Raw genomic sequence first — 22,111 nt, 5'->3', positions numbered from 1 at the left:
GACGACAGATGGCGTCGCGACCAGCACCGAAACCTCCGTGGGATCCACATTACCACCCACCGACACAGGGATTAAGAACGCCGGCGCAGCAGCCGCAGTGCCCCGTGCTCCCATCGCCACCCCCTGGAACCCCGGCGTCTACTAACACATAGGCGCCGAAATGATAATATTCTTCAGGGCTATTCACACTCGTGAGAACAAGCATGCAGCGCGGGCCCACCGGTAGCTACGTTCGAGTTTCCTCCGCCGCCAACGAGGAGGCGTGGGCGTTCATCCCCTCAGCACTGCCCCCGCAGCCCCCTCCGGACCTGAAGGGAGCACGCGGGCGGCTGCACGATCAGGCGCTGTTGGCTTGCGGGCGTCTGGACGCCATCACCGCACTGCTCCCGGAGCCGGAACTCTTCCTATACGCGTACGTCCGTCGCGAGGCGGTGGTCTCCAGCCAGATCGAGGGAACACGGTAACGGGCGGATCGGGCGGCTGCTCATCGCCCTTATCCTTCATCAGGAAGGAATCCTCAACCAGCCCTTGCTGTATCTCAGTCTGTACTTCAAGCAGCACCGCGATGAGTACTATCGGCTGCTCGACGTGACGCGCCGTGACGGCGACTGGGAAGCGTGGCTCGATTTCTTCCTGGAGGGCGTTCTGACCACCGCCAACGGAGCGGTAGAGACGGCGCACCGACTGCTGGGCGTCTTCCGAGAAGATCAGCAAAGGGTGGAGGGACTGGGACGCGCCGCCGCCAATACCTTGCGCGTTCACCATGCCCTCGGCACCCGACCGCTGGCCTCGATCAATGATCTCGCCCAGCGTAGCGGGGTGGCCTACCCGACAGCTGCGCGGGCGGTCGAGGCGCTGGAACGCCTGGGCATCCTCCGGGAGGTGACCGGGCGGCGCCGCGACCGGGTGTTCGCCTACGAGCGGTACATCCAGATCCTCAATGAAGGCGCCGATCCCTTGTGAGCAACCACCCCGGGCCAGACCCGGTTACCGCGACCTCGCAAGCCCTCGTATAGCCGCACTCACCCGCGCCGGCCCAGCAGCGCAGCAGCCGCGGCGCGCAGATCGTCCTCGGCGACGCCGAGCTCCTGGATCTCCTCCTTGACCCGCTCCTCTTTCTCCTGCGGGTTCACCGGCGAGAGCAGCAGCCGGCCCTTGCGGGTCACCACCACCTCGAAGTAATCGACATCCGAGAACTGCCCGGCGATCTCCGGCGGCAGGCGCACCTCGTTCCACTCCGTCTTGCGTGCGAGCACGGTCATGACGGCCTCTCCTGTTTCTGACCTGATCCTGCATCAAAACTTGGCACACCGCGCGCCGGCCGGGAAGTCCCCTGAGCCGGGGCCCACTTGCCGAGCGTCTACTTTCCTCAGACACTATTTTTTCTCATTGTTTACAGAAACGACCGAAGAGACGCCAGCCATGGCTACCCAAGCGCCGCAAGAAGCCGACCCGGACCGCCGTGTCCTGACCGAAGCCGTGACCAACGCCGCCGATCTCCTCGGTTTGTCCAACCGCCAGCTCGCCGAAGTGATTGGCGTGAGTGCGTCGACCGTCTCGCGGATGCAAAGGAGGGCCTACCACCTCCAGCCCGGCACCAAGGCGTGGGAGCTGAGCCTGCTGCTTGTCCGGGAGGCGAGGTCCCTCGGGGCGATTTGCGCTGGCGACGAGCGGGTCATGCGCCAGTGGATGCAACACCCCAATCACGATCTGGGTTGTGTACCGTCAACCAGGATTCAGCACGTGGACGGCCTCGTGGAAGTCGTCGACTATCTTGATGCCCACCGTGCCGTGCTTTGAACGTCATGCCTCCAACGCTGACACTCCACACCGAAGACCGTCTTCCAGATGCCCGGCCCGGCCGGATAGACGACGCGACACGCTGAGCCGGAACGGACACCGTAAGGACATGGCCATCGGCTCTGACGCGACCGCCGAGCGATCCTTTACAATGCTCGGCCAACGCGGGCTTTCGGTCAGGTGATCAAGGGTATGGAGATCAGCGAGGCACGGCTCACCCACCTCAAGGAGCTTGAGGCGGAGAGCATCCACATCATCCGCGAGGTCGCCGCGGAGTTCGACAACCCGGTGATGCTCTACTCCATCGGCAAGGACTCCTCGGTGATGCTGCGCCTGGCGCTCAAGGCGTTCTACCCGGGCAAGCCGCCCTTCCCCCTGATGCACGTGGACACCACCTGGAAGTTCCGCGAGATGATCGCCTTCCGTGACCGCATGGCGCGCGAGTCGGGCATGGAACTGATCGTCCACATCAACCAGGAGGGCGTCGAGCAGGGCATCGGGCCGTTCAGCCACGGCTCCAAGGTGCATACCGACGTCATGAAGACCCAGTCGCTCAAGCAGGCGATGGACCGGCACCGCTTCGATGCGGCCTTCGGCGGCGCCCGCCGCGACGAGGAGAAATCCCGCGCCAAGGAGCGCGTCTACTCCTTCCGCGACCGCCACCACCGCTGGGACCCCAAGGGGCAGCGCCCGGAGCTCTGGCAGCTCTACAACGGCCGCGTCCACAAGGGCGAGAGCATGCGCATCTTCCCCCTGTCCAACTGGACGGAGCTGGATATCTGGCAGTACATCTACCTGGAGGACATCCCCATCGTCCCCCTCTACTACGCCGCCGAGCGCCCGGTGGTCGAGCGCGACGGCACCCTGATCATGGTCGACGACGAGCGCATGCCGCTGGAGGAAGGCGAGCAGCCGCGCTACGAGAAGGTCCGCTTCCGCACCCTCGGCTGCTACCCGCTCACCGGCGCGATCCGCTCCGAGGCCGATACCCTGCCGGAGATCATCCAGGAGATGCTGCTCACCCGCACCTCCGAGCGGCAGGGGCGGGTCATCGACCACGACTCGGCGGGGTCGATGGAAGAGAAAAAACGCCAGGGGTATTTCTGATCATGTCCCACGCCTCCGATCTGATCGCCACCGACATCGAAGCCTATCTCAAGCAGCACGAGCACAAGGATCTGCTGCGTTTTATCACCTGCGGCTCGGTGGACGACGGCAAGAGCACCTTCATCGGGCGGCTGCTCCACGACTCGGCGCTGGTCTACGAGGACCAGCTGGCCGCGGTACGCCAGGACTCGAGTCGCTACGGCACCACCGGCGACGACGTGGACCTGGCGCTGCTCGTCGATGGCCTGCAATCCGAGCGCGAGCAGGGCATCACCATCGACGTCGCCTACCGCTACTTCTCCACCGACAAGCGCAAGTTCATCATCGCCGACACCCCGGGCCACGAGCAGTACACCCGCAACATGGCCACCGGTGCCTCGACGGCGCAGCTGGCGGTGATCCTGGTCGACGCCCGCCACGGGGTGCAGGTGCAGACCCGCCGGCACAGCTACATCTGCGCGCTGCTGGGCATCCGCCACGTCGTGCTGGCCATCAACAAGATGGACCTGGTCGACTGGGATCAGGGCGCATTCGAGCGCATCCGTGACGAGTACACGGCCTTCGCGCGCCGGCTCGGCATCCCCGACGTGCGCTGCGTGCCGCTGTCCGCGCTCAAGGGCGACAACGTCGTCCACCGCAGCGAGCAGATGCCGTGGTACGACGGCCCGACGCTAATGGAATTTCTGGAGACGATCGAGGCCAAGGCCGACCGTAACCTGCGTGATCTGCGCCTGCCGGTGCAGACCGTGATCCGCCCCTCCCACGACTTCCGCGGCTTCGCCGGCACCCTGGCCGCCGGCACGGTCCGCCCCGGTGATGAGGTCGTCGCCCTACCCTCCGGGCTGCGCAGCCGCGTGGAGCGCGTGGTCACCTACGACGGCGACCTAGACGTGGCCTTCCCGCCGCAGTCGGTGACCGTCACGCTGGCCGACGAGATCGATATCTCCCGCGGCGACGTCCTCGCCAGCCCACGGCGACCGGCGACGGTGGACGACACCCTGGATGCGCGCATCGTGTGGATGGCCGAACAACCCCTGCTGCCCGGACGCCAGTACGACATCAAGCTGGGCACGGCCACCGTCCCGGCGGTGGTCGAGCGCATCCACCACCGCATCGACGTCAACACCCTCGAGCACCACCAAGCGGAGGAACTCGGGCTCAACGAGATCGGCCTGTGCCGCGTCCAGCTCTCGGCGCGGGTGCCGTTCGACCCCTACGAGGAGATCGCCAACACCGGCGCGTTCATCGTCATCGACCGGATGAGCCTGCACACCGTCGGCGCCGGCATGGTCACCCGCGCCGCCACCGAGGCCGCCGGCGCCGAGACCGACGTGCCGCGCCGCCAGCTGGCGCTGAGCAAGGCCCAGCGCGCCGGGCAGAAGGGCCAGCGGCCGTGCATCGTCTGGCTCACCGGCCTGTCCGGCTCGGGCAAGTCGAGCCTGGCCAACGCCCTGGAGCAGGCACTGTTTCGCCGCGGCTACCACAGCTACCTGATCGACGCCGGCAACGTCCGCCACGGCCTGAGCCACGACCTGGACTTCAGCCGGGACGCCCGGGCCGAGAACATCCGCCGCATCGCCGAGACGGCCACCATGTTCGTCGACGCCGGGCTGATCACCGTCTGCGCCAGCCTCTCGCCCTACCGCGACGACCGCGCCATGGTCCGCGAGCGGGTGGAGCCCGGCGAGTTCATCGAGGTGTACGTGGACGCCCCCATCGAGGCGTGCCGCGCTGCGGACTTGGACGGCCTCTACACCCGCGCCGACGCCGGCGAGATCCAGGGGCTGCCAGGCGTGGACATCCCCTACGAGGCGCCGGAGCAGCCCGAGGTCCACGTCGATACGGTGGCGGAGGATCTGGAGACCTCGGTTCGCCGGATCCTTGCCGCCCTGGAGGAGCGCGGGGTGCTGCGCTAGCCCGCCCCGCGCCTACCTACCCTTTGAGCACGCCGAGCGGACGCAGCCGGGCCACCCGGCGGCCGATGCCGGCGTGGGCGACCACGTCCACCACGTCGGCCACGTCCTTGTAGGCCTCGGCCAGCTCCTCGGCCACCGTATCCCGCGACGAGGCGCGCACCTCGATGCCGGCGGCGGCCAGCTCGGCATCCAGGTCCCGCCCCTTGGCCGCCCGCTTGGCCTGACGGCGGCTTAGCCGGCGCCCGGCGCCGTGGGCGCAGGAGCCGAAGGTCTCGGCGTAGGCACCCTGGGTACCGAGCAGGACGTAGGAGTAGCGGGTCATGTCGCCGGGCAACAGCACCGGCTGCCCCAGCCCGCGCAGGTCCTCGGGCAGCTCCGGATGCCCCGGCGGGAAGGCGCGGGTGGCCCCCTTGCGGTGGACGCACAGCTCGCGCTCCTCGCCGTCGATCCGATGGCGCTCGAACTTGGCGATGTTGTGCGAGACGTCGTAGACCAGCTCCAGGTGTGCGGTCTCGCCGAGGACCTCGGCGAAGACCTGGCGCACTTGCTGGGTCATGGCCTGGCGGTTGACGTAGGCGAAGTTGGCGGCGGCCTGCATGGCCCCCAGGTAATCCCGGGCGGCGGAGCAGCTCAGCGGCGCACAGGCCAGCTGTCGGTCGGGCAGCTCGATGCTGTTGCGCCCGGTGATCCGCTCCATGGTCACCAGGAAGTCATCACAGACCTGGTGGCCGAGCCCGCGCGAGCCAGAGTGGATGAGCACGGTCAGCGTCCCCGCCTCCAGCCCCAGGCGCCGGGCAGCGGGCTCGTCGTAGACGGCGTCGACGCAGCCGATCTCGATGAAGTGGTTGCCGGAACCGACGGTGCCCACCTGATCCCGGCCGCGCTGGATGGCCCGATCGCTGACCGCCTCGGGGTCCGCACCGGGCAGCCGGCCACCGTCCTCGATCCGCCCCAGGTCCGCGGGCTCGCCCAGCCCCACCTCGACGGCCCACTCCGCCCCCTCGCGCAGCAGCCGGCGCATGTCCCGGTTGCGCAGCAGGGTATCGCTGTACCCCCGCCCCACGCCGGCCGGAATGCGCTCGAAGAGCCGATCCATCAGGCGCGGCAAGTGGGTGCCGAGCTCCTCGGCACGCAGGGGCGTGCGCAACAACCGGACCCCACAGTTGATGTCGTAGCCCACACCTCCGGGCGAGATCACGCCCCCCTGTGCCGGATCGAAGGCCGCCACGCCGCCGATGGGAAAACCGAACCCCCAGTGGATATCCGGCATGCCGATGGAACGACCCACCACCCCGGGCAGGCAGGCCACGTTGGCCACCTGGCGGACGGCCTCGGTGTCGCGGATATCCTCGATCAGGGCGTCGCTGGCGAAGATCAGCCCGTCGACCTGCATGCGCCCCTGCCGCGGCAGCCGCCAGCGGCACCCGTTGAGCCGTTCCAGCACCAGGCCATCGGTAGCCTCGATGTGTTTCGCCATGCCCGCCTCCTCAACGGTTGCTGCCGTGCCCCGTGATCCCGGGCCGATCCCAGCCCCCAAGGTCGCATGCCCGGCCAGCCTCGTCCTCCCCCCTCCGCAAGGTTAGACCCTCGGGCGCGCACCATGGCGGTGCATTCGCCCCGGGGTGGTGCCCCCGCATCGGGCGCGCGGACCGGGCTGACCGGGACGACCCGGCTGCCTCGGCCCGTAACTGACTGTTTCCCCATGCCTCGCCGACCTGGCCCGCGTCTTGCTTGTGGTACAGGCAGCGGCAGTATCGACCGCGAAGGGCTACGGCTCGGAGGATCCGGCCCGACGCGTCACCGCAGACAATCTGGCCAAAAGGGCGACTAGGGTTCCGTCCGCACATCCGCGGGGCCTGGTCCGAGAGTCGCCGACCTCTCTCAGGGGGGTTACACGGAGGGACAAAAGCCCGGGAGATCGCGATCGATGCTCCCGCTTTGTACCCAACGGCAACCCCGAGGGAGAGATCCCATGAGCCGCAACCAGCACCCCCTGCGCCAACGACTCACCCACCTGTGTGCCGCCGCGGCCCTGTTTAGCACCGCCGCACTGCCCCTGGCCGCCTCGGCGGATGAACGCGACTCCTTCCGCATCGCCTGGAGCATCTACGTCGGCTGGATGCCCTGGGACTTCGGCGAGGCCGAGGGCATCGTCGACAAGTGGGCGGACAAGTACGACATCGACATCGATGTGGTCCAGATCAACGACTACATCGAGTCGATCAACCTCTACACCGCCGGTTCCTTCGACGGCGTGACCCTGACCAACATGGACGCCCTGACCATCCCGGCGGCCAGCGGTGTCGACACCACCGCGCTGATCGCCGGCGACTTCTCCGACGGCAACGACGGCCTGGTACTGAAAGGGACCGACGACCTGGCCGACGTCGAAGGGCAGCGCATCCACCTGGTGGAGCTGTCCGTCTCCCACTACCTGCTGGCCCGTGCCCTGGACTCGGTGGGGCTGAGCGAGCGGGACGTGCAGGTGGTCAACACCGCCGATGCCGACATCGTCGGTGCCTTCAGCTCGGACGACGTCCGCGCCGCCGTGGCCTGGAACCCGCAACTGGGGGAGATCCGCAACCACGAGGACGCCCACGTGGTCTTCGACTCCTCGGACATCCCCGGCGAGATCATCGACCTGCTCGGCGTGCGCACCGAGGTGCTGGAAGAGCACCCGGAGCTTGGCAAGGCACTGACCGGGGCCTGGTACGAGATCATGGACGTCATGTCCGGCGACGATGCCGACGGTGAGGCTGCCCGCACCGCCATGGCCGAGGCGGCCGGCACCGATCTGGCCGGCTACGAGGCGCAGCTCGCCTCCACCACCTTCTTCTACGACCCCGCCGAGGCGGTGGACTTCGTCACCAGCGAACAGCCTGCCGAGACCATGGAGAACGTCCGCCAGTTCGCCTACAAGCACGGGCTGCTCGGCGAGCGTGCCCCCAGCCCCGACTTCGTCGGCATCGAGCTGGCCGACGGCTCCACCCTGGGCGATGAGGCCAACGTCCAGTTGCGCTTCACCGACCGCTTCATGCGCAAGGCCGCTGAAGGCGAGCTGTAACGCCCCGCCCGGGGCGGATCAGCCCGCCCCGGGCCCCATCGGCAGCAGGAGCGTCATCCATGAAACGCCTGATCAACCGCCACCCGGGCCGGGTGGGAGGGGTCGCCTTGGCGATGCTCCCCTTCGTCCTCGCCCTGGTCGCCTACACCATCGCATCGTCCCAGCGCCTGGCCGAGAACCCCAACGACCCGGTGCTGCCGTCGCTGATCACCCTGACCGAGTCCTTCCTGCGCCTGGCCACAGAGCAGAGCCGGCGCACCGGCGAGGTGCTGCTGTGGCTGGACACCGGCGCCAGCCTGACCCGGCTCGGGCTCGGCGTGGCCCTGGCGGCCGCCGCCGGCCTGCTGGTCGGCATCCTCAACGGCTCGCTGCCCTACGCCCGGCGCACCTTCTCCCCCTTCGTCACCGCCGTGGCCATGATCCCACCGCTGGCGGTCCTGCCCATCCTGTTCATCGCCTTCGGCGTCGGCGAGCTGGCCAAGGTGATGCTGATCGTCTTCGGCATCGCGCCGTTCATCATGCGCGACCTCCAGCAGCGGGTCGAAGAGCTGCCCCGCGAGCAGCTGATCAAGGCGCAGACCCTGGGCGCCTCCACCTGGCAGATCGTGCTGCGGGTGGTCCTGCCGCAGACCCTGCCGCGGCTGATCGACGCCACACGGCTGAGCCTCGGCGCCGCGTGGCTCTTTCTCATCGCCTCGGAGGCGATCGCCGCCACCGAGGGGCTCGGCTACCGGATCTTCCTGGTCCGGCGCTACCTGGACATGGAGACGATCCTCCCCTACGTGGCGTGGATCACCCTGCTCGCCTTCCTCATCGATCTGACCCTGCGCGGCGTCAATCGCTGGCTCTTCCCCTGGTATGCCGGAAGGAGCGCCCGCTCATGAGTGCCACCATCCGCCTGGAGAACGTCTGGAAGTCCTACGGCCAAGACGTCGTCCTGGAGAACCTCTCGCTGGAGGTCGCCGCCGGCTCCTTCGTCACCCTGGTGGGGGCCTCGGGCTGCGGCAAGACCACCTTCCTCAAGATGCTCCTCGGCGAGGAGGCGCCGAGCCGCGGCCGCCTGCTCATGGACGAGGCCCCACTGCCCGGCGAGCCCGGTCCGGACCGCGGGGTGGTCTTCCAGCGCTACTCGGTCTTCCCGCACCTGACCGCCGTGCAGAACGTGCTCCTCGGCCTGGAGCTGGCCGGCGCCCCGTGGCTGGGGCGGCTCTTCGGTGCCGCACGGCGCAACGCCCGGGCCGAGGCGGTGGCCGCGCTCGAGTCGGTGGGCCTGGAGCAGGCCCTGGACAAGTACCCGCCGGAACTCTCCGGGGGCATGCAGCAGCGGCTGGCCATCGCCCAGACCCTGATCAAGAACCCCCGGGTGCTGCTCCTCGACGAGCCCTTTGGCGCCCTCGACCCGGGCATCCGGCAGGACATGCACGCCCTGGTGCAAAGCCTGTGGCAGCGCACCGGGGTCACCGTCTTCATGGTCACCCACGACCTGCAGGAGGGCTTCACCCTCGGCAGCCGGCTGCTCGTCTTCGACAAGGTCCGCCACGACCCCCACGCCCCCGAGGCCTACGGGGCCCAGATCACCTACGACATCCCCCTCGACCGCAACGCGGAGGATTCCCCATGAGCACCCCCTCGCTGCCCCCGGAGCGCATCGTCTACCAGGAGCACGTGCCGGGCGCCCGCTACGCCTCGCTGATCCTCCGGCGCGGCTTCGCCCTGCGCCTGACCGACGTCGATGGCACCGCCAACGCCGCGGTGCTGCTCTACAACCCGCACAACCTGCTCGAGCGCTACAACGCCCCGGACACCCTCAAGGGGCAGCACACCGCGCGGCTGACCGCCGGCCACATGCTCTACTCGGACATGGGCCGGGTGATGCTCTCGATCACCGCCGACAGCCTCGACTGGCACGACCCGATCGGCGGCATCAGCGACGCCGATGCGGTGCGCGGCACCTACGGCCAGGCCCGCTACCAGGAGCGGCTCAACGACTTCCACCGCAGCGGCCGCGAGCTCTTTCTCATCGAGCTGGCCAAATGGGGGCTGGGGCGCGCCGATCTGCTCCCCAACGTGAACTTCTTCAGCAAGGTCCAGGCGGATGAGGCGGGCAACCTGCGCTACCGCCCCGGACACAGCCACGCCGGCGCCTGCGTGGACCTGCGCGCGGAGATGGACACCCTGATCATCCTGCAGACCGCCCCCCACCCCATGGCCCCGGGCCCGGACTACGCCCCCGGCGCGGTGGATCTGACCGTCTATCGGGCGGAGCCGGTGGCGGCGGAGGATCCGTGCCTGGTCAGCCACCCCGAGAACGCCCGCGCCTACGCCAACACCGCCGCCTACCACAGCCAGGAGTAAGCGCCATGACCGGCATGAACCTCGTCGAGAGCCCCCTCGATCCCTGCGACGCCCTCTCCCGCGTCACCGTCCCCGCCGGCGAGCCGTGGCTGGGGGAGCTGCGCCGCGGACAGACCCTGCGCATCGTCGACCTGGAGGGCAACCAGGCCGCCGACACCCTCTTCTACAACCTCCACAACCCGCGCGGGGAGCGCTACAGCGCCGTGGACACCGTCCGCGAGCAGGGCAATGCCTACCTGAGCACCGGCAGCTGCCTGCGCTCCACCGCCGGGCGGCCGATGCTGACCATCACCGCCGACACCTGCGGACGCCACGACACCCTGGGCGGGGCCTGCGCGGCGGAGTCGAACCAGGTGCGCTACGCCCTGGACAAGAAACCGATGCACAACTGCCGGGACAACTTCCTCATCGCCCTGGCCGAGAGCGACTACGGCCTGGGCAAGCGGGATATCGGCCCGAACATCAACTTCTTCATGAACGTCCCGCTGACCCCCGAGGGCGGCCTGAGCTTCCAGGACGGCCTCTCCGGGCCGGGCAAGTACGTCGAGATGCGCGCCGAGATGGACGTCCTCGTCCTGCTCTCCAACTGCCCGCAGCTCAACAACCCGTGCAGCGACTACAACCCCACCCCCCTCGAGATGATCGTCTGGAAGTGACCGCCATGTTCAGCAAGGTCCTGATCGCCAACCGCGGCGCCATCGCCTGCCGGATCCTGCGTACCCTGCGCCGGCTGGGCATCGCCTCGGTGGCCGTCCACTCCGAGGCCGACCGCCACTCCCTGCACGTGCGCCAGGCCGACGAGGCCATGTGCATCGGCCCGGCGAGTGCCGCCGAGTCGTACCTCAACCACGAGGCCATCCTCGCCGCCGCGCGGCAGACCGGCGCCGAGGCCATCCACCCGGGCTACGGCTTCCTGTCGGAGAACGACGCCTTCGCCGAGGCGTGCGAGGCAGCGGGGATCGCCTTCATCGGCCCGACGCCGCAGCAGATGCGCGACTTCGGCCTCAAGCACACCGCCCGCGCCCTGGCCGAGGCCAGCGACGTACCGATGCTGCCCGGCACCGGGCTGCTGGGCAGTGTGACCGAGGCAGTGGCCGAGGCCGAGCGGATCGGCTACCCGGTGATGCTCAAAAGCACCGCCGGCGGCGGCGGGATCGGCATGCAGCTCTGCCACGACGCGGCCGCGCTGCAAGAGGCCTACGACTCGGTGCGCCGCCTGTCGGCGAACAACTTCTCCAACGACGGCCTTTTTCTGGAGAAGTACGTCGAGCACGGCCGCCATATCGAGGTGCAGCTCTTCGGCGACGGGCAGGGCACCGTCATCGCCCTGGGCGAGCGCGACTGCTCACTGCAGCGGCGCAACCAGAAGGTGGTCGAGGAGACCCCCGCCCCGGGCCTGGATGCGGAGATCCGCCAGGCCCTGCTCGACGCCGCCGAGCGGCTGGGCCGCCAGGTCGCCTACCGCAGTGCCGGGACCGTGGAGTACATCCTCGACGCCGACACCGGCGCCTTCTACTTCCTGGAGATGAACACCCGGCTGCAGGTCGAGCACGGCGTCACCGAGGCGGTCACCGGCATCGACCTGGTGGCGTGGATGCTCGAGGCCGCCGCCGGCACCCTGACCGACCTCGCCGCCCGCCGCCCCGCGCCCCGCGGCCACGCCATCCAGGCGCGGGTCTACGCCGAGGACCCCGGCAAGGGCTTCCAGCCGTGCACCGGACTGCTGACCGAGGTCCGCTTCCCGGAGACGGCCCGCATCGAGACCTGGGTCGAGGGCGGCAGTACGATCACCCCGCACTACGACCCGATGATCGCCAAGCTCATCGTCCACGGCACCGACCGGGCCGACGCCCTGACGCGCCTGCGCAAGGCCCTGGCCGAGACCGCCCTGCACGGCGTCGAGACCAACCTGCCCTACCTGCGCGCCATCGCCGCCGACGCCACCTTCGCCGCCGGACGGGCCACCACCCGCTACCTGGACACCTTCGCCTACCAGCCGGCGAGCATCGACGTCCTCCAGCCGGGCACCCAGACCACGGTGCAGGACTGGCCCGGGCGCGTGGGCTACTGGGAGGTCGGCGTCCCGCCCTCGGGCCCCATGGACGCGCTGGCCTTCCGCCTGGGCAATCGGATCGTCGGCAACGCCGAGCAGGCCGCCGGGCTGGAGATGACCGCCAGCGGGGCCGACCTGCGCTTCCACACCGAGGCCACCATCGCCCTGACCGGCGCAGCCATGGCCGCCGAGCTCGACGGCGCCCCGGTGCCGTTCTGGCAGGCGGTGAGCGTCCCGGCCGGAGCGCGGCTGCGCCTGGGCACCGCCGAGGGCCCCGGGGTGCGTACCTATCTGCTCGTGCGCGGCGGCATCGACGTCCCCCGCCACCTGGGCAGCCGCGCCACCTTCACCCTGGGGCGCATGGGCGGCCACGGCGGCCGCGCCCTGCAGACCGGCGATGTGCTGCACCTCGGCCCGGCGCCGGAGCACCCGCCGACCCCTCTGCCCGCCGAGGCCATCCCCGCCCACGCCACCGAGTGGACCGTGCGCGCGGTCTACGGCCCCCACGGCGCGCCGGATTTCTTCACCGAGGCGGACATCGAGCGCTTCTTCACCACCGCCTGGCAGGTCCACTACAACTCCAGCCGCACCGGCGTGCGCCTGATCGGACCCAAGCCCGAGTGGGCGCGAGCGGACGGCGGCGAGGCCGGCCTGCACCCGTCGAACATCCACGACAACGCCTACGCCATCGGCACGGTGGATTTCACCGGCGACATGCCGGTGATCCTCGGCCCCGACGGGCCGAGCCTGGGCGGTTTCGTCTGCCCGGCGACCATCGTCAGCGCCGACCTTTGGAAGGTGGGGCAGCTGCGCCCCGGCGACCGGGTCCGCTTCCAGGCCGTCGACGCCGCCACCGGGCAGCACCTGGCCGAGGCGCAGGAAGCGGCCATCGCCGCCGGCCAGCCGGCCGACCCGCCCCTGCCCGCCACCAACCCGGGTCGGGTCGATCCGGCCCGCGCCCCGGCGAACGCGGGGACGACCCCGGTCTCGGTGACCTACCGCAGCGCCGGCGAGCGCTACCTGCTGGTGGAGTACGGCCCCATCGTGCTCGATTTGAACCTGCGCTTTCGCGTCCAGGCCCTGCTCGAGTGGCTGACCGAGCAGGCTATCCCGGGGATCCTCGAACTCACCCCCGGCGTGCGCAGCCTGCAGATCCACTACGAGCCCCGGCGCCTGCCCCAGGAGCGGCTGGTGGCGATCCTCGAGCAGGCCGAGGGCGAGCTGCGCGATCTCTCCGAGGCCGAGATGCCCTCGCGCATCGTCCACCTCCCCCTGGCCTGGGACGACTCCCAGACCCGCCTGGCCACGGAGAAATACATGCAGTCGGTGCGCGCCGACGCCCCCTGGTGCCCGAACAACATCGAGTTCATCCGGCGCATCAACGGCCTGCCCGACGAGGCCGCGGTCAAGCGGACGGTCTTCGACGCCTCCTACCTGGTCATGGGCCTGGGCGACGTCTACCTCTCCGCGCCCCTGGCCACACCGGTGGACCCGCGTCACCGACTGGTGACCACCAAGTACAACCCGGCGCGGACCTGGACGCCGGAGAACGCGGTGGGCATCGGCGGCTCGTACCTGTGCATCTACGGCATGGAGGGGCCCGGCGGCTACCAGTTCGTGGGCCGGACGCTGCAGATCTGGAACCGCTACCACGTCACCCCGGCCTTCGAGAAGCCGTGGCTGCTGCGCTTCTTCGACCAGATCCGCTTCTATGAGGTGAGCGAGGCGGAGCTCCTGGAGATGCGCGACGCCTTCCCCCGCGGCGGCCTGGCCCTGGAGATCGAGGAGACCACCTTCTCGCTGCAGCGCTACAACCGCTTTCTCACCGAGCACCAGGGCTCCATCGAGGCGTTCAAGACCCGCCAGCAGGAGGCCTTCGAGGCCGAGCGCCAGCGCTGGATCGCCAACGGCCAGGCGGATTACGACGCCGAGAGCGAACCGCCGCCGCCCGCCAACGAGGGCGTCGAACTCGCCGCCGACGAGCAGGCCGTCACCGGGCACGTCCACGCCAACCTGTGGTCGCTGCAGGTGCGCGAGGGCGAACGCGTGGAGGCCGGCCAGACCCTGCTGGTGCTCGAATCGATGAAGATGGAGATCCCCATCTGCGCCGAACAGGACGGCACGGTCCGCCGCCTGCTGTGCAGCGAAGGGGCCCAGGTGGCCCCGGGGCAGACCCTCCTGACCCTGAGCCGCGACGGGAGCACGCCATGACCCCGCTGACCGTAACCGAACGGCTGGCCGCCTACCGCGACGGCACCCTGGATCCGCGCAGCGAACTGCACCGGGCCCGGGCCGCCGCCCTGGCCGACACCCACCACACCTGGATTCACGTGCTGGACGCGGCGCAGCTGGCCCCCTACCTGGACCGTCTGGAGGGGCTCGACCCGGCGTCGCTGCCGCTCTACGGCATCCCCTTCGCCATCAAGGACAACATCGACCTGGCCGGCGTGCCGACCACCGCCGGCTGCCCGGACTACGCCTACACCCCGGCGGAGTCCGCCTTCGTCGTCCAGCGGCTGATCGACGCCGGGGCGGTGCCCCTGGGCAAGACCAACCTGGATCAGTTCGCCACCGGCCTGGTGGGCACGCGCTCGCCCTACGGCGCCTGCCCCAACGCCTTTCACCGGTACTACGTCGCCGGCGGCTCCAGCTCCGGCTCGGCGCTGGCCGTCGCCCTCGGCCAGGTCCCCTTCGCCCTGGGCACGGACACCGCCGGCTCGGGCCGGGTGCCGGCGGCGTTCAACAACCTCATCGGCCTCAAGCCCACCTGCGGGCGGCTGAGCACCCGCGGCGTGGTCCCGGCGTGTCGCAGCCTCGATGCGGTCTCGATCTTTGCCGGCACCGCCGCCGACGCGGGGCGGATCCTCGCCGTGGCTGGCGCCTACGACGACGCCGACCCCTACGCCCGCGCGGATCAGCCGCCGACCCTGGGGCCAGGGCGGATCCCGGCCCACGGCTTCCGCTTCGCCGTACCCCCGGCCGAGCAGCGCGCCTTCTTCGGCAACGCGCACACGCCGGCGCTCTTCGAACGGGCCGTTGCGCGCCTGCAGGCGCTCGGCGGCGTGCCGGTGGAGCTGGACTTCAGCCCCTTCCTCGAGGCCGCGCGGCTGCTCTACGAGGGCCCCTGGGTGGCCGAGCGCTACGCCGCCATCCGCGCCTTCATCGACCGCCAGCCGGAGAGCCTGCTGGCGGTCACCCGCACGATCATCGGCGCCGGCAGCGAACCCCGGGCCGCCGACGCCTTCGCCGCGGCCTACCGCCTGCAGGCCCTGCGCCGCCAGGCCGAGGCGGCCTGGCAGCAAGTGGATCTGGCCATCACGCCCACCGCCGGCACCCTCCCCAGCCAGGCGGCGGTGGCCGCCGAGCCCGTGGCCCGCAACAGCGAGCTGGGCTACTACACCAACTTCATGAACCTGCTCGACTGCAGCGCCGTGGCCGTGCCCGCCGGATTCCAGGACGAGGGCCTGCCCTTCGGGGTCACCCTCTTCGCCCCGGCCTTCTACGACACCGACCTGCTCGGCCTGGCGGCACAGCTCCATCAGACCGGCGTCGACACCCTGGGCGCCACCGGCCGGCCGCTGCCGCCGAGCGAGCCGCCGCCCCCCGACCCGGGGCACGCCGTGGAGCTGGCCGTCTGCGGCGCCCACCTGAGCGGCCTGGCACTGAATCACCAGCTCACCGAGCGCCGCGGCCGCCTGCTGGCCACCATGCAGACGGCGCCCCGCTACCGGCTCTACGCCCTGCCCGGCGAGGCGCCGCAGCGCCCCGGACTGATCCGCGACCGGCGGGAGGGCAGCGCCATCGAGGTGGAGGTGTGGAGCCTGCCGGCCCAGGAAGTGGGCGCCTTCATCGCCGGCATCCCCGCGCCGCTGGGCATCGGCCGGGTGGAACTGGCCGACGGGCGCTGGATCCCGGGCTTTCTGTGTGAGGCCGCCGGGCTCGAGGGCGCCGAGGAGATCACCCACCTGGGCGGCTGGCGGCGCTACGTGGGCGGCTGAGGCGGTGGTACCATGCCGGCGTTCAACCACCCGCAGACGCCGAAGGGCCTGCCGTGCGAGTCCTGTATCTGTTCGACACCACCGACCGCGCCGAGAGCGAGAGCGTCATCGAGATGGCCAGCCACGGCGTGGTGCCGACCATCGTCTGCCAGCCCGATGCGCCCATGCGCAGCCGCTTCGAGGCGGCCGGGCTGGAGGTCATCCCGGTGCGCATGCGCAGCAAGGCCGACCGCGCGGCCATCGCCATGCTGCGCCGCCTGCGGCGGGAGCGCACCTTTGACCTGGTGCACGCCTACTACAAGATCGCCCTGACCAACTACAACCTGGCGGCCATGGGTCTACCGCGGCTGCCGGTGGTGGCCTACCGGGGGATCATCGGCAACCTCAGCTACTGGGATCCGTTCTCCTGGCTCTCGTTCCTCGACCCGCGCATCGAGCGCATCGTCTGCGTCTGCGAGGCGATCCGCCAGTACTTTCTGGATAAGCCCTTCCTGCCCGGGACCCGGCTCTTCCGCCCGGAGCGGGTGGTGACCATCCACAAGGGCCACCGCCCGGCCTGGTATCAGCAGCCCGACGCCCAGCGACCGGCCGATCTCGCCATCCCCGGGGGCGCGCCGGTGATCGGCTGCGTGGCGCGGATGAAAAAACGCAAGGGCATCGTCGAGCTGATCCGCGCCTTCGAGCAGATCCCCACCGAACACAACGCCCACCTGGTGCTGATCGGGCCCATCGAGTACCCGGCCATCGAACAGGCGGCGGCGGCCAGCCCGGCGGCGGAGCGGATCCGCATCACCGGCTTCCGGGCCGACGCGCCGAAGATCGCCGGCGCCTTCGACATCGCCACCCTGCCCTCGTTACGCCGCGAGGGGCTGCCGCGGGCGATCATCGAGGCCATGGCGCAGGGGATCCCGGCGGTGGTCTCGGACTCCGGCGGGAATCCGGAGCTGGTGGAGGACGGCGTCAGCGGCCGGGTGACCCCGGCAGGCGACGTGGCCGCCCTGGGCGAGGCCCTGCACGACCTAGTCGCGGATGCCGAGCTGCGCGCGCGGATGGGCGCGGCAGCCCACGAGCGCATCGCCACGCGTTTTACCGTCGAGCGCACCGCCCGCGAGACCCTGGCCCTCTACGCCGACGTCCTGGGCGCACGCGAGGAGCGCCCGGCGCACTGAGCCCGGCGGGCAGGCGCCGGGGCCGCTGCGCCCCGACGCCGCCCTGTGTACGGTCCTCAGCGGCTCCCGCCGCCCTCCGGGGCGTCGATCATCTCGTCGTGCTCCTCGGATGCGCTCGCCGATCAGCGGGTAGAACGCCGAGCGGCTTAGAAGTTCGCCCGACCGCCGACCGTCAGGGTCTCCATGGTGTCCCGCGCGCCGTAGTCGGTATTGTCGTACTCGACGAACAGGGCCGCGTCGCGGCTCACATGGAACAGCGCATTGACCGTGGTACCGCTGGCGTCATCCAGAAGCGTATCCCCCTCGTCCCCGGTGAACAGGGACCGCGCCTCAAGCCCGACCTCCAGGCGGTTCAGCCGCTGTCGGAAACCGATCCGTGCCCCAAGCTCGTACTCGCTGCTAACCCCCTGACGATCCGCGTACTCCAGGGCCGGCGCGACGTAGATGTCGGCCTCCCGAGTGACCCCGTAGCGGAAACCGAGGGCGATGGCGCCGTATTCCGCGTGCGTTTCGGACCGAGAATGCCCGATACGCGCATCCTGATGGCGATAGAGACCCTCCACAAATACATGGCGGTGTAGCCAGGCGGAGGCGCGCAGATCAACACCTTCGAAGTCTTCGGAGAACCCGTAATCGGTCACCGAATAACCCACCTGGACCCAGTTGTAGTTGACCCCCGCCATCCCCGCAGCCGGCGCCAGGGCCAACACGGCGGCCAACAGAAAAGAGCGGATGCTGCGAGGACGCATGAGGGGCTCCTTCTTCGCCGGGTTCGGTCAGTCAGCTTGCTAACCGGCGTATCGGCGGGCCAGCGGGAATCCTGAGGGCACGATCCGACCGGAAGTAAACCTGATCGCCTTGCTGTTAGCGGCCGTTCGTTGTAGCTTCCGCGCATATCCCTGACGCCCGATCCCACCAAGGCCCATGAACGAACAAAACACCCCCGGCACCCGGCCTCCCAGCCACCGCGGCGATGCAAACTTCCCGGAGGAGTCACGACGGGTCCCGGATGACGAGATCAGCCTGGTCGACCTGTGGCTGGTTCTGGTGCGGCGGCGCTGGTGGCTGTTCGGCATCGCTCTGATCGTCTTCGCGCTGGGCACCACCTACGCCCTGCTGCAGAAACCGAGCCAGGCCTACACCACCACGCTGGAGTTCGCCGCCAAGGATGAGGACCCGCTGATCTCCTCCGACGCTGTCGTGGCCCGCCTAGAGCGCGTGGTGCTGCCGGAGCTTAAAAGGCGGTTTGAGGCGGAGCACGAGGTGGGGGCACCGTCCATTGAGCTGACCCACGTTGAAGGCTCACGGCTGCTAATCCTGGAGAGCAGTGTCAGCGAGGATCGCCTGCCCCGGGTAGAGGCCCTCCACGGCGCGGCCCGGGACTGGTTCCTGTCGACACAAGAATCCGCTTACGACCGGAACCGCTCCCGGTTTGAGCGTGACCTCGAGCAAGTGGAGGAGCGCCTGGCGTCGGAGGTTTCCGGGATCGAAGAGGACCTCGCTGCGACCCGCGATGAACTGGAACGCGCCCGCGCCGAGCGTGAGCGGCTGCAGGAGGCGCGGGGCCGTCTGCAGGAGGATCTGGAAGACGAGAACCTTGCGGAACAGTCCGAGGATTTACTGCGTATCCGACTGGAAACAGTACGCGAGGACCTCTCGATGGCCAACTCGGAAGTGCGCGAACTACAGCGGGTCATTAGCGAACTGCGCACGGAACGCCGGGAGACGGTCCAGAGGCTGAGCATCGACAAGGCGGAACTTGAGGATAGGCTGGCCGACCTCCAGGCCCCTGACGCGCCTGCCACCGCTGCGGAAGGCGATATGCAGGACGCGGGCGCCAGCCTGATCATGGCCCTGTCCGCGGTGCTCGGCGGGATGCTGGGGATCTTCGGCGCCTTCTTCCGGGAGTTTCTGGCCCATGCCCGCGAAGTTGCAGGAGGAGTCGCGCAATAGTCGAACAGATCGCGGCAGAACGCACCACTCGCTTCCCCTCTGAATCCTTGACTCTATGCACAGGTAAAAAACCAGCCGGCCCCGGTCTCAGGGCCGGCCCGTGGCTTTCCTCTTACAGGCCGCCTTCATCCGGAGGGGGCAGCCACGGATTGCCCTGCACCTGCTGCGGATTCTCCGGCCAGCCGGCCTCAGCGAGCTCATCGCGCCAAGCATCGAAGGTCTCCGCGTGGACCTCGGGCAACGAGGCCGCCGGCAACTCGGTGAGCTCGTAGAGCTCACCCCCGGCCGTCTCCAAGCGCAACGCTTCGAACTGCGTGAGATCCAGCGACCACTCGCCGTCGTCGGGGATGAACTCGATCGTCAGCTCATCCGCCTCCTCCGTCCACGCCCAGGCGCCATCGTCCGAGGCATCAGGATCCTCCGCTGCCTCCTGCTCGAAGACGTCGTTGAAAGCACTGGCCAGCTCCTGCGCACCACCGCCCTCGCTGACCACCTCGATCGACTCACCGTCGTCACGGGTGAGCTCGATCACATCGCCGGCCGCAAAGCCGTCGTGGCCACGTGTCACATGTAGCGACCACTCCTCTTCGCCCCAGCCATCCTCGTGCAGGAACCAGTCACCCTCATCAAAAAAACCCAGGCGCGTTGCGCTCACGCCCTCATAGTCAGGCTCCGGATCCGCCGCGGCGAGTTCCTCAAGCGTGCCCTCGAAATCAACATCCGCCGTGACAAAGCCCGCATCCTCGGCGCCGAGCTCATCGAGCTCCTGCCAGCGGCTTCGATACCACTCCGTGAACAGCGACCAGGCCTCGGGATCCTCATCCACCATCCCCGGCTCATAGTCCGGAAGCGCGACCTCCTGCGCCGGGTACTCCTCCCAGCGAAAGTCCCACGCCGTCCACAAGAGGCTGGTCCAGTCGCCCTCCTCTTCGATCACCTCCTGCAGGTGATCGGCCATGTCCTCGCGAAATTCGACCACCTGCGGATCCGTCGACAGCCCGTCACCGCCTTCCTGCACCTGCGCGAGCATCTCTCCAAGCAGGTGATCCGGATCCACCGAACCGGCCTCCAGCTGATCAACCCACCACTGCACGCGAGCCTCGCCCTCGTGCATCGTCTCCAGGCTCGCCTCGGACGAACTGAGTTCCCCCCGGGCCACATATGCCTGCTTGACCAGTTCCCGGTACTCTGGATCCTCACCAAGAGCCGGGGTCACCATCTGCTCGTAGAACAGCGAATCAACACCCAGTTCCTCCCAAAGCTCACGAGTCATATCACACCTCCATTGCTATGACACGCGGCCTGCCCTGCGGCAGGCTCCCTGCCAGCCCCGGACCCTTCAGCCGCGGGGCTTCCTTGAACCACGAGGGGCAACGCCCCCGTAGCCGTGTTCGATCACGCGCCCAGCGCCGCTAGCTCGTTCCATGTTGCCGGCGGCAAGCCCACACTAAAGCGCGCCGCTCAGCCCTCGCCAAGCTCGCCCTTTAATACACTCGTGTAGACCATACGCCCCAGGCGGTTCAACTCTCGTGGCCCTTTTGGCCAGCCAGAGTGGGTACCAGCTGCCACCCCATGCCGAACCGGAAACAACCTGGTCACCGGTCTCAAGTGGCTTCATTCTCCCCTCGTACCTGACCGCACGTTGCTCATTCCCCTTGGTTCCGTCAGGCCTTTGTCGTAACCTGATCTTGATGTCAGGAAAGTGCGCCCTGGCGGGTAAAACAGGGCACCAGAACAAGGAATCCGCCCCCAAGCGAGCCCATGGAAGAGAACGGGATCACCAGCTCTACGGAACTCGAGTCGCACTGCGCCCACTGGAGCGGTGAGATCCACCACGGCTGTCAGGCCGTCACCGACGCGCTGCGCAGCCCCGAAGAGCTCGAGCACACCGCCACCCACGTTCTCCAGCGCCTCGAGGGTCGCGGCTATCGACTCCAACAGCGCATCGCCGCTCATCGGGGATCAGAGACCCTCGACGCCTACGGGGCGAGCGCCTCGTATCTTATCGAGGCCGCAGCGATTCTCCAGGGGACGGTCGCGGTGCTGCGCTCACTTCACGAGTCCATCAGCGAGAACCACAGCCTCTGCGAGCCCGTGCGCCGTCAGGCCGTGGCCGCACTGAGAACAGCAACCCAACGACTCCAGGCTCTGGAAGCCACCGTGGAAGGTGTCCGCATCCTCCTCCTTGAGCACGACGCCGACCGGATGCCCGCCATGAACCATGATGCGGCCAATCTCACACGGCAGGTCATGGCCCGACTCGGTCAATGAAACCACGGACTCGGCGCCCCCGGGTACGAGGAGACAAACGGTAGGGGCTCTAGCGCTGCCTCGTCCTTGACCGCACTGAGCTTCACGGCGAACTTGCCTTGGGCTGAAAGCTATGCCCCATTGGGGCACACCAAGCACAATGCAAACCGTCGCTGAAACCTCCGCGTTCCAACGCCGCGCACAAAACTGCTGACGAGCGAGGAACATCGGCCCACCGACGCCGGGAATCGCGCCTGTTAGCCGAGCCCGACGGCAGCGATAGCACCTCTTCGAAAAAATGCCGGCGGGTCAACGCCGGATGACCATCTCGACTAGCCAAGGCCAATGACCAAAGGCGTGGCCACGAGACCAGACCCACCCGTGTACGGCCTCACTCAGCGCTCGGCGTCTTCCTCGAAGCCCACCTCGCCGGGGATCGGCTCCCC

General features: G+C 69.0%; 19 protein-coding genes and 1 riboswitch. Of the genes, 15 read left to right on the top strand and 4 right to left on the bottom strand.

The window, feature by feature from the left end; genetic code table 11:
* Positions 1-203: 203 nt before the first annotated feature.
* Together LRF89_RS10890 and LRF89_RS10885 are read left to right on the top strand one after the other, a co-directional pair.
* Entirely contained in the window at positions 204-464 is a 261-nt protein-coding gene (locus LRF89_RS10890) for a Fic/DOC family N-terminal domain-containing protein (RefSeq protein ID WP_238637104.1), read from the top strand.
* Between the two features lie 64 nt (positions 465-528).
* Positions 529-963: a Fic family protein gene (locus LRF89_RS10885; protein ID WP_238637103.1), complete on the top strand. Its 435-nt coding sequence runs from the start codon at positions 529-531 to the stop codon at positions 961-963.
* A 59-nt stretch (positions 964-1,022) separates the two neighbouring features.
* On the opposite strand, the gene LRF89_RS10880 is transcribed toward LRF89_RS10885, so the two are convergent.
* Complete coding sequence (locus LRF89_RS10880) at positions 1,023-1,262, bottom strand: hypothetical protein (RefSeq protein WP_238637102.1); 240 nt, start codon at positions 1,260-1,262, stop codon at positions 1,023-1,025.
* Positions 1,263-1,422: 160 nt separating this feature from the next.
* On the opposite strand from LRF89_RS10880, the gene LRF89_RS10875 reads away from it, so the two are divergent.
* From LRF89_RS10875 to cysN, 3 genes are all read left to right on the top strand, one after another.
* Positions 1,423-1,800, top strand: coding sequence for an MbcA/ParS/Xre antitoxin family protein (locus LRF89_RS10875; RefSeq protein WP_238637101.1), 378 nt, complete (start codon positions 1,423-1,425; stop codon positions 1,798-1,800).
* Between the two features lie 192 nt (positions 1,801-1,992).
* Positions 1,993-2,907: a sulfate adenylyltransferase subunit CysD gene (cysD, locus tag LRF89_RS10870; RefSeq protein WP_207190396.1), complete on the top strand. Its 915-nt coding sequence runs from the start codon at positions 1,993-1,995 to the stop codon at positions 2,905-2,907.
* A 2-nt stretch (positions 2,908-2,909) separates the two neighbouring features.
* A complete protein-coding gene (cysN, locus tag LRF89_RS10865) occupies positions 2,910-4,823 on the top strand; it encodes a sulfate adenylyltransferase subunit CysN (protein WP_201173448.1) in 1,914 nt (637 codons plus the stop codon).
* A 16-nt stretch (positions 4,824-4,839) separates the two neighbouring features.
* Here cysN and LRF89_RS10860 read toward each other — a convergent pair whose 3' ends face one another.
* On the bottom strand, positions 4,840-6,300 hold the full coding sequence (locus LRF89_RS10860; protein WP_201243081.1) for an RtcB family protein: 1,461 nt from the start codon (positions 6,298-6,300) through the stop codon (positions 4,840-4,842).
* A gap of 339 nt (positions 6,301-6,639) precedes the next feature.
* A riboswitch (guanidine-I (ykkC/yxkD leader) is annotated at positions 6,640-6,742 on the top strand.
* 53 nt (positions 6,743-6,795) lie between these two features.
* Between LRF89_RS10860 and LRF89_RS10855 the strand changes: the two genes are divergently transcribed.
* Genes LRF89_RS10855 through LRF89_RS10820 form a run of 8 tightly spaced genes read left to right on the top strand, consistent with a single transcriptional unit; the run spans position 6,796 to position 17,462 of the window.
* A complete protein-coding gene (locus tag LRF89_RS10855; protein ID WP_238637100.1) occupies positions 6,796-7,887 on the top strand; it encodes a putative urea ABC transporter substrate-binding protein in 1,092 nt (363 codons plus the stop codon).
* Between the two features lie 59 nt (positions 7,888-7,946).
* The gene (locus LRF89_RS10850) at positions 7,947-8,771 is read left to right on the top strand and encodes an ABC transporter permease (protein WP_201173456.1); all 825 of its coding nucleotides are present in this window, start codon (positions 7,947-7,949) and stop codon (positions 8,769-8,771) included.
* On the top strand, positions 8,768-9,508 hold the full coding sequence (locus LRF89_RS10845) for an ATP-binding cassette domain-containing protein (protein ID WP_201173464.1): 741 nt from the start codon (positions 8,768-8,770) through the stop codon (positions 9,506-9,508). The genes LRF89_RS10850 and LRF89_RS10845 overlap by 4 nt, the downstream gene beginning before the upstream one ends.
* Positions 9,505-10,242 carry an urea amidolyase associated protein UAAP1 gene (locus LRF89_RS10840; protein ID WP_238637099.1) on the top strand — a complete coding sequence of 246 codons (738 nt, stop codon included), beginning with the start codon at positions 9,505-9,507 and terminating at the stop codon, positions 10,240-10,242. The genes LRF89_RS10845 and LRF89_RS10840 overlap by 4 nt, the downstream gene beginning before the upstream one ends.
* Before the next feature lie 14 nt (positions 10,243-10,256).
* Positions 10,257-10,898, top strand: coding sequence for an urea amidolyase associated protein UAAP2 (locus tag LRF89_RS10835; protein WP_370641514.1), 642 nt, complete (start codon positions 10,257-10,259; stop codon positions 10,896-10,898).
* A gap of 5 nt (positions 10,899-10,903) precedes the next feature.
* The gene (gene uca / locus LRF89_RS10830; RefSeq protein ID WP_238637097.1) at positions 10,904-14,506 is read left to right on the top strand and encodes an urea carboxylase; all 3,603 of its coding nucleotides are present in this window, start codon (positions 10,904-10,906) and stop codon (positions 14,504-14,506) included.
* Positions 14,503-16,293 carry an allophanate hydrolase gene (atzF, locus tag LRF89_RS10825; protein WP_238637096.1) on the top strand — a complete coding sequence of 597 codons (1,791 nt, stop codon included), beginning with the start codon at positions 14,503-14,505 and terminating at the stop codon, positions 16,291-16,293. The genes uca and atzF overlap by 4 nt, the downstream gene beginning before the upstream one ends.
* A 53-nt stretch (positions 16,294-16,346) precedes the next feature.
* On the top strand, positions 16,347-17,462 hold the full coding sequence (locus tag LRF89_RS10820) for a glycosyltransferase family 4 protein (RefSeq protein WP_238637095.1): 1,116 nt from the start codon (positions 16,347-16,349) through the stop codon (positions 17,460-17,462).
* A gap of 146 nt (positions 17,463-17,608) precedes the next feature.
* Here LRF89_RS10820 and LRF89_RS10815 read toward each other — a convergent pair whose 3' ends face one another.
* Entirely contained in the window at positions 17,609-18,211 is a 603-nt protein-coding gene (locus LRF89_RS10815) for a hypothetical protein (RefSeq protein WP_238637094.1), read from the bottom strand.
* Positions 18,212-18,386: 175 nt separating this feature from the next.
* On the opposite strand from LRF89_RS10815, the gene LRF89_RS10810 reads away from it, so the two are divergent.
* Entirely contained in the window at positions 18,387-19,415 is a 1,029-nt protein-coding gene (locus LRF89_RS10810) for a Wzz/FepE/Etk N-terminal domain-containing protein (protein WP_238637093.1), read from the top strand.
* A 112-nt stretch (positions 19,416-19,527) separates the two neighbouring features.
* Here the strand turns inward: LRF89_RS10810 and LRF89_RS10805 are convergent, their stop codons facing one another.
* Positions 19,528-20,688 carry a hypothetical protein gene (locus LRF89_RS10805; RefSeq protein WP_238637092.1) on the bottom strand — a complete coding sequence of 387 codons (1,161 nt, stop codon included), beginning with the start codon at positions 20,686-20,688 and terminating at the stop codon, positions 19,528-19,530.
* A gap of 488 nt (positions 20,689-21,176) precedes the next feature.
* Here LRF89_RS10805 and LRF89_RS10800 point away from each other — a divergent pair, with 488 nt between their 5' ends.
* Positions 21,177-21,686, top strand: coding sequence for a hypothetical protein (locus LRF89_RS10800; RefSeq protein WP_238637091.1), 510 nt, complete (start codon positions 21,177-21,179; stop codon positions 21,684-21,686).
* Positions 21,687-22,111: the final 425 nt, after the last annotated feature.

Source organism: Halorhodospira sp. 9621 (genome assembly GCF_022228055.1).
GTDB lineage: Bacteria > Pseudomonadota > Gammaproteobacteria > Nitrococcales > Halorhodospiraceae > Halorhodospira > Halorhodospira halophila_A.
This window is presented reverse-complemented; position numbering and strand designations above follow the sequence as displayed.

Excerpts from the sequence above, each read along its gene's own strand:
- uca (WP_238637097.1), top strand. The coding sequence starts at position 10,904 with ATGTTCAGCAAGGTCCTGATCGCCAACCGCGGCGCCATCGCCTGCCGG.
- LRF89_RS10875 (WP_238637101.1), top strand. The coding sequence starts at position 1,423 with ATGGCTACCCAAGCGCCGCAAGAAGCCGACCCGGACCGCCGTGTCCTG.
- LRF89_RS10860 (WP_201243081.1), bottom strand. The coding sequence starts at position 6,300 with ATGGCGAAACACATCGAGGCTACCGATGGCCTGGTGCTGGAACGGCTC.
- cysN (WP_201173448.1), top strand. The coding sequence starts at position 2,910 with ATGTCCCACGCCTCCGATCTGATCGCCACCGACATCGAAGCCTATCTC.
- LRF89_RS10855 (WP_238637100.1), top strand. The coding sequence starts at position 6,796 with ATGAGCCGCAACCAGCACCCCCTGCGCCAACGACTCACCCACCTGTGT.
- LRF89_RS10835 (WP_370641514.1), top strand. The coding sequence starts at position 10,257 with ATGAACCTCGTCGAGAGCCCCCTCGATCCCTGCGACGCCCTCTCCCGC.
- LRF89_RS10890 (WP_238637104.1), top strand. The coding sequence starts at position 204 with ATGCAGCGCGGGCCCACCGGTAGCTACGTTCGAGTTTCCTCCGCCGCC.
- LRF89_RS10815 (WP_238637094.1), bottom strand. The coding sequence starts at position 18,211 with ATGCGTCCTCGCAGCATCCGCTCTTTTCTGTTGGCCGCCGTGTTGGCC.
- LRF89_RS10850 (WP_201173456.1), top strand. The coding sequence starts at position 7,947 with ATGAAACGCCTGATCAACCGCCACCCGGGCCGGGTGGGAGGGGTCGCC.
- LRF89_RS10880 (WP_238637102.1), bottom strand. The coding sequence starts at position 1,262 with ATGACCGTGCTCGCACGCAAGACGGAGTGGAACGAGGTGCGCCTGCCG.
- LRF89_RS10810 (WP_238637093.1), top strand. The coding sequence starts at position 18,387 with ATGAACGAACAAAACACCCCCGGCACCCGGCCTCCCAGCCACCGCGGC.
- LRF89_RS10805 (WP_238637092.1), bottom strand. The coding sequence starts at position 20,688 with ATGACTCGTGAGCTTTGGGAGGAACTGGGTGTTGATTCGCTGTTCTAC.
- LRF89_RS10800 (WP_238637091.1), top strand. The coding sequence starts at position 21,177 with ATGGAAGAGAACGGGATCACCAGCTCTACGGAACTCGAGTCGCACTGC.
- cysD (WP_207190396.1), top strand. The coding sequence starts at position 1,993 with ATGGAGATCAGCGAGGCACGGCTCACCCACCTCAAGGAGCTTGAGGCG.
- LRF89_RS10840 (WP_238637099.1), top strand. The coding sequence starts at position 9,505 with ATGAGCACCCCCTCGCTGCCCCCGGAGCGCATCGTCTACCAGGAGCAC.
- atzF (WP_238637096.1), top strand. The coding sequence starts at position 14,503 with ATGACCCCGCTGACCGTAACCGAACGGCTGGCCGCCTACCGCGACGGC.
- LRF89_RS10845 (WP_201173464.1), top strand. The coding sequence starts at position 8,768 with ATGAGTGCCACCATCCGCCTGGAGAACGTCTGGAAGTCCTACGGCCAA.